Annotated in this window: 7 protein-coding genes; 2 read left to right on the top strand and 5 right to left on the bottom strand. The window is 39.1% G+C overall.

Annotation, left to right across the window (positions count from 1 at the left end; translation table 11 throughout):
* The 3 genes from K8S13_RS23780 to ftsE all read right to left on the bottom strand — a co-directional run.
* On the bottom strand, window positions 1-1293 hold a 1293-nt coding region (locus tag K8S13_RS23780), incomplete at its 3' end, for a peptidoglycan DD-metalloendopeptidase family protein (RefSeq protein ID WP_291466214.1).
* Window positions 1260-2135, bottom strand: coding sequence for a permease-like cell division protein FtsX (ftsX, locus tag K8S13_RS23775; protein WP_291466213.1), 876 nt, complete (start codon window positions 2133-2135; stop codon window positions 1260-1262). The genes K8S13_RS23780 and ftsX, both read right to left, overlap by 34 nt.
* Window positions 2136-2155: 20 nt before the next feature.
* Window positions 2156-2851 (bottom strand): cell division ATP-binding protein FtsE, encoded by a 696-nt coding sequence (gene ftsE / locus K8S13_RS23770; RefSeq protein ID WP_291466212.1) that lies wholly within the window; start codon window positions 2849-2851, stop codon window positions 2156-2158.
* A 208-nt stretch (window positions 2852-3059) separates the two neighbouring features.
* On the opposite strand from ftsE, the gene K8S13_RS23765 reads away from it, so the two are divergent.
* Window positions 3060-3845, top strand: a complete 786-nt coding sequence (locus tag K8S13_RS23765; RefSeq protein ID WP_291466211.1) for a TatD family hydrolase — start codon at window positions 3060-3062, stop codon at window positions 3843-3845.
* Between the two features lie 45 nt (window positions 3846-3890).
* On the opposite strand, the gene K8S13_RS23760 is transcribed toward K8S13_RS23765, so the two are convergent.
* Window positions 3891-5084 (bottom strand): hypothetical protein, encoded by a 1194-nt coding sequence (locus K8S13_RS23760; protein WP_291466210.1) that lies wholly within the window; start codon window positions 5082-5084, stop codon window positions 3891-3893.
* A 12-nt stretch (window positions 5085-5096) separates the two neighbouring features.
* On the bottom strand, window positions 5097-5948 hold the full coding sequence (locus tag K8S13_RS23755) for a MoxR family ATPase (RefSeq protein WP_291466209.1): 852 nt from the start codon (window positions 5946-5948) through the stop codon (window positions 5097-5099).
* 236 nt (window positions 5949-6184) lie between these two features.
* On the opposite strand from K8S13_RS23755, the gene K8S13_RS23750 reads away from it, so the two are divergent.
* The coding region (locus K8S13_RS23750; protein ID WP_291466215.1) for a twin-arginine translocase TatA/TatE family subunit at window positions 6185-6297 on the top strand (113 nt) is incomplete at its 3' end.

Below are 6297 nucleotides of genomic sequence, written 5' to 3'. Positions count from 1 at the left end.
TTGTTTAAAAATCTCTTCAACATGGGCATACAGCGTATAATAGTTGTCTCCATGATTGATAATCAATAAATTCCCATAGCCCTTGAGCCATTGGGCAAATATAACTTCTCCTTTAAAAACGGATTTTACAGGCTCACCCTTCTCCACCTTTATATCAATTCCTTTTTGAAAAGTGAAGGATTTGTAATCCCCGGTCCTTGAGGGACCAAATTTTGAAATAACTTTACCCTTTACCGGAATCTTCAATCGTCCTTGATAACTTGAAAAAGACGAATCATTAAAAAATGACACCTCATCCTTTTGAATACTTTTCATCCGGTTATCCAGTTGCAGTGCTGCCTGTTTTAAAGATTCAACCGCTGCAAGGGATAATTTCTTTTTTTGACGAATCTCATTTAAAATTAATTCCCTTTTCAAGGTCTCTTTTTTATTGATCCTTATCTGATTATTGAGTTCTGTCTCAAGGACTGTTTTTGCCTGAACCTCTTTTTGCAACTCCTGTTCCAGTATTTCAAACTTTTCAAGATCCAAATTCTGCTTTTCAAGAAGTTGAAAATCAGATGTGATGATTCGCTTCATTGAATTTTGCTGGAGAAAAAAATCAAATACAGATGTTGGCAGCCCTGCGACATCCAGTCTGCCAATCATATTCATTTTATAGAGCGCACTCAACCTCTTTCCCGCATATTCACGGTTTTGAATAATTTCCCTGGATAATCCTTCCCTGTCCCGGTTAAGTTGTTCTATTTTTCCTTCCAACTGCATCACTTCTGTTGACAAAGCCAAAACTTTTCTACGGGCTTTATTCAATGCATAATCAATTTCATTTAATCCTTCTATGATTTCAATCTCTTTTTGGGAAAATGTTTCCACCATTTTTTCCTGGGTTTGAATCTTGACCCGGATATTTTGTTTTTGCTCTTTCTTTATTTCTTTTTGGAACTCTTTTGTCTTTTTGACCCGTTTTTTTACTTCTTTTTTTGGGGGAACGGGAACCCGCGTAATATATTGAGGGCGATTTCTGACATAGCCTTTATCCCCTTTATACTCTACTGACAACCATCCGCCGACATCACCTTGTTTTTGAAGCACGTCAAGCGTTTCACCTTTTTTAACAACAATGACAACATCGGCATTGCGTGAGGGTGCAGTGCGTATGTTCAACTTAAATGTGCTGACAATAACTTTATAAAGAACTCTGTTTTGAGCGGCAAACCCGGCACTTGACAATAAAAGGGTCATACACCCGATAAAAAAGGCTATTTTAATATTTGTTTTAAAGATAGATAACATCCAAACCAACCTAAAAATGTACTGCCGGCAATAATTAACACTACCATTTTAATAGACAGAAACCTGATATCAAAATACATATAGGAAGCAAGACTTTGTGTCATCCCCGATGAAATCATCAGATATGTAATCAAAAGAATGACCAGCCCCATAACACCTCCCAGAAATCCTTGTAAAAGGCCTTCCACATAAAAGGGTGCTTTGATAAATGTTTCCGTAGCACCCACAAGGCGCATGATTTCAACTTCAAGCTTGCGGGAGTAAAATGCAAGCCGCACGGTATTTGCTGTAATAAACAAAGCAATTAAAAAAAAGAGGCTGCACATGGCATACCCGGTAATCTTGAATAAATTAAAAATTTTTAAAAACCGGCCCAGCCAACCCTGCCCATATTCAACATCTTCAACGATTTCAATGGCTTTTATACTCTGGGCAAATTTTTGGACTTCTTCAAAACTATTATAGGACTTCATCCTGATTTCCAGGGCATCCGGTAAAGGATTTTCTTTCAAGGTCTTTAAAAAAGTGCTTTGGGATGACATATTCTTTTTGAGTTTATTAAGGGCCTGGGCCTTTGAAATATAGACCATCTCATCGATCTCACCCAGGGCATTGATCTTTGCTTTTAATTCGGGCAGGTGATCCAGGCTGAAGTCTTTGTTGAGATAAATCATTGCCCGTCCGCCCTGGTTCCATGATTCAATCACTCTGGAGGCATTCTCAAAAAAAAGCAAAAAAACACTGACAACCAGTATGGAAAGGGAAATCGTTATAATCGTAATTAAATTCAAAAACCTGTTTGAGCGAATATCTGCCAGGGCTTTTTTCACAAAATGGGTCATTCTGGTTTTCTTTCTTTATCCTAGAGCATAGTTGCAGTCCGTTTTATCATACCATCCCTGATTTCAATATTTTTCCCTCGAACCGTACTTTCCAGAAGATGCAGATTGTGGCTGGCAATCAATACAGTGGTCCCTTTTTTATGATATTCCATTAAAAAATCAAGGACGGCCTGGGCTGATTTTGAATCCAGACTGCCCGTAGGTTCATCTGCAAGAATAATGGAAGGGTTCCCGACAACTGCCCTTGCCACGGCAACCCGCTGCTGTTCGCCTCCGGAAAGTGTTGGCGGCAGGGCTTTAAACTTTTTTTCCATGCCGGTGGTTCTCAGCACCTGCATAACTTTTTTCTTGATATAAGAAGATTTTTCTCCGGCAGCCTCCAAAACAAGGGCTACATTTTCATAAACCGTCCGGTTGGGAATCAATTTAAAATCCTGAAATACCATCCCAAACCGCCGCCTTAAAAGAGGAAGTTTTGAAGAAGAGATCCTGGCAAGGTTCATGCCGTCAATCAGGATTTGCCCTTCAGAGACTTTTTCAGCAAGATACAATATTCTAAGCAGGGTGGACTTTCCTGCTCCTGAAGGACCTGAAATAAAAATAAACTCCCCCTGCTCAACATCAAGGGTGATATCCTTTAAGGCAAGCTTCCCTCCATATCTTTTACTGACATTAAACAACCGTATAATTGAATTTTTATTCTTCTTATCATCCATATCTTAACAATCATCTTACTTGACATCGTCCTTAATTGACTGAGACTGAATTTACTGTTATAAATTGCCTGTGTCAAGGAGTGCTGCAAAACAGTTTTCCTTACATTGAGCCTTCACTGTTACCGTAAAACGGCTTCTTCCATTCAGTGAAGGCTTAATACTATTAAAATTGGGACATAACCGATTAAATTAAGGTAAAAAATTAAAAATGATATTATTTGATTCCCATTCTCACATTGATGACAAAAACTATGATAATGACCTTGACGATGTGATTGACCGGGCAGAAAACGAAAATGTTCAGGGTATCATGATTGCTGGTGTGGATATCAACACATGTTTAAAAGCCATTAAAATAGCCGGTAAATATAAAAATATCATCACCGCTGTTGGTATTCATCCTCATGATGCAAAAGATTGCTCCAAAGAAAACATTGATACTTTGATCCGTCTGGCCAAAAAAAATTCCTGTGTTAAGGCATGGGGAGAGACCGGTCTTGATTACAACCGGATGTTTTCACCGGTTAAAGATCAGGAAAACTGTTTTGCGAAACAGCTTGAGATTGCAGGCATGCTTGACCTGCCATTGATTTTTCATGAACGCGATTCAAAGGGAAGATTTTATGACATATTAAAATCCGAGGCCCCTGAAAGCCGCAAGGGAGTTGTTCATTGTTTTTCCGGCACTCAAGAAGAAATGTTTAAGTATCTTGATCTTGGATATTATATTGGTATTACAGGGATATTGACTCTGAAAGAAAGGGGGGCGTATTTGAGAAGTATTGCACCGCTTATTCCTGAAAACCGGATATTAATTGAAACAGATGCCCCGTATCTTACACCCGCCCCCCAAAAGAATAAGAATCGGCGTAATGAACCCTGCTTTGTAAAATCAGTCCTGTTAAGACTTGCCGAGATTAGAAATGCTGATCCGGATGAATTGTCGCAAATTATATTTAATAATACCAAAACTCTCTATAATGTTGAATTTTGAGCCCAACGCAGTAATCGGAAAAATTAGCGGTTTTCGGTCGGGCACTCATGTCTTGCTCATGAGTTTAATCACTGCTTTTTCAAGGCCGTCCAGGGATAATTCATACATGGAAAAAATTTTTGAGATGGTTATAATGGTATGCGTATAGCCCCACATGGTTTCTGAAACCGGGTTCAACCATACTAAATGTGAAAAAGTTTTGGCTAAAAAATTGAGCTGCTCCAGGCTGGGCTTGCCACTTCTTTCCGAGATATGGATAGAGCCGTCATGGGCCATGAGTTCATAGGGCGCCATACTGGCATCCCCGACAATAATCAGCCTTGTTTCAGGATCAAGCCGGGAAAATTCAATAATATTCTTGGGTTTCCTATATCTTGCCGGGTCTTCCCAGACACAGTCGTAGATTGTGTTGTGGAAAAAATAGGTTTTTACTTCCTTAAACTGAGATCCGGCGTAATCAAAAAGGGTTTGAACCGCTTGGATATATGGATCCATTGACCAGCCGCCATTGTCAATAACCAGAATAACTTTAAGCCTGTCTTTTAACGCCCTGTCAAACACAAGTTCAATCTCTCCGGCATTTCTTATGGTTTCCCGAATAGTTTCATCAATATTAATGGTATCTTTAGGTCCTGTCGGGATCATATTCCTCAACCGTTTGAGTGCCTCACCGATTTGTGCCTGGGTTAAAGGTCCTGAGGTTGAATAATCTTTATACCGGCGCTCATTGGCAACTTTTACAGCAGATTTATTTCTGGATTGACCCCCTACCCGCATACCGCCGGGATGGTGGCCTGAATGTCCAACCGGAGAATACCCGCCGGTACCGATCCATTTATAGCCGCCATGGTGTTCTCCCTCCTGATCTTTCAGCCGCTCTTTAAAATATTCAATCAATTCTTCAGGTGACATATTTTTGAGTTGGTCTTCATCAACGCCTAATGCATCCGCCATCATTTTTGGATTTTTAAGCCATTCATCCAGCATGCCCCTGGCAATTTCATCTATTTCAAACCCCTCATCTTCAGGCAAAGGAACCCCTTCAAAATGGTGGGCAAACGCCTGGTCATACAGATCAAAATACTTCTCACTTTTTACAAGGATAGATCTGGCACAGGTATAAAAATCATCCAGATTGTTAATGATCCCCTGGTTCAGCGCCTTTTGCAATAAAAGAAAAGATGTGGGAGATACGGGTATCCCGATTTCTTTTAAGATATAAAAAAATTTTAAAAACATAGCATCACCGAATTAAAACATTCGTCTTCTTGAGCCTATATTTATTGCCCTTTCATAATCAGGACTCTTTTTAAACAAAACTCCCAGAAATGGAAGTTTACCTTTAACAAGATCCTTTGCCCTGAAATCAGGATCTGCATTCAATGCCCTGATCCAGTTAATCAATTCCCTTGTGGCGGGTTTTTTCTCAATGGAATCAATCTCCCGCATGCTGTAAAACGCATCAATGGCATTCTGGGCCAGTTTGGAATCAATATTTTCAAAATGAACCCCTATGATTTTTCTCATCATTTTGGGATCAGGAAAGGCAATGTGATGAAAATTACACCTGCCTAAGAAAGGATCGGAAAGATCTTTTTTCGCATTGGATGTAATAATGATAACCGGTCTGTGCACAGCTTTTATGGTTTTATCGGTTTCAATGATATCAAATTGCATCTGATCTAAAACATCCAGCATATCATCCTGGAAATCCGTATCTGCCTTATCAATTTCATCAATCAGCAGCACGGTTCTTTTTTCTGCACAAAAAGCCTGTCCGATCTTTCCCATTTTGATATACTCATCAATATTACTCACATCCCTTTTGGAATCTCCGAACCTGGAATCATTTAAACGGGTCAGGGTATCATATTGATACAGGGCCTCAACCAGCTTCATGCTGGATTTTACGTTCAAAACAATTAAAGGCATATCCAAATTTTCAGTAATGGCATGAGCCAGCATGGTCTTACCGGTTCCCGGCTCCCCCTTGAGAAGCAGGGGCATCTCAAGTTTCATTGATATATTGACGATTGAAGCAAGTTCCTGATCCAGGACATATTTTTTTGCACCGGCAAATTCGGTGTTCGATTTCTGATACATACAGCATCTCCATATTTAATTTTGTTTTGTTTTCGATATAAATTTTGGTGTAACAATAATCATAAAATTATCTTTCACAAGCTTTTTCCCGAAAAAGCATCTATATTAGAACAATATATTACAAAATTGTTATTCTAAATATTTTTATTGAGGTTCTAAAATATTGACACTTTAAAAACTTAGTGTTATATTTTTTATTTGACTTAATAACCACATGAAGCAAATAGGAGTGTGTTATGATTGGTGGACTTGGAATGCCGGAACTGATAATTATTCTTGTAATTATCCTCATTATATTCGGTGCAGGAAAACTTCCTGAAATCGGTGCCGGCCTGGGTAAAGGAATTAA

This window comes from Desulfobacula sp. (assembly GCF_021107415.1).
This window is presented reverse-complemented; position numbering and strand designations above follow the sequence as displayed.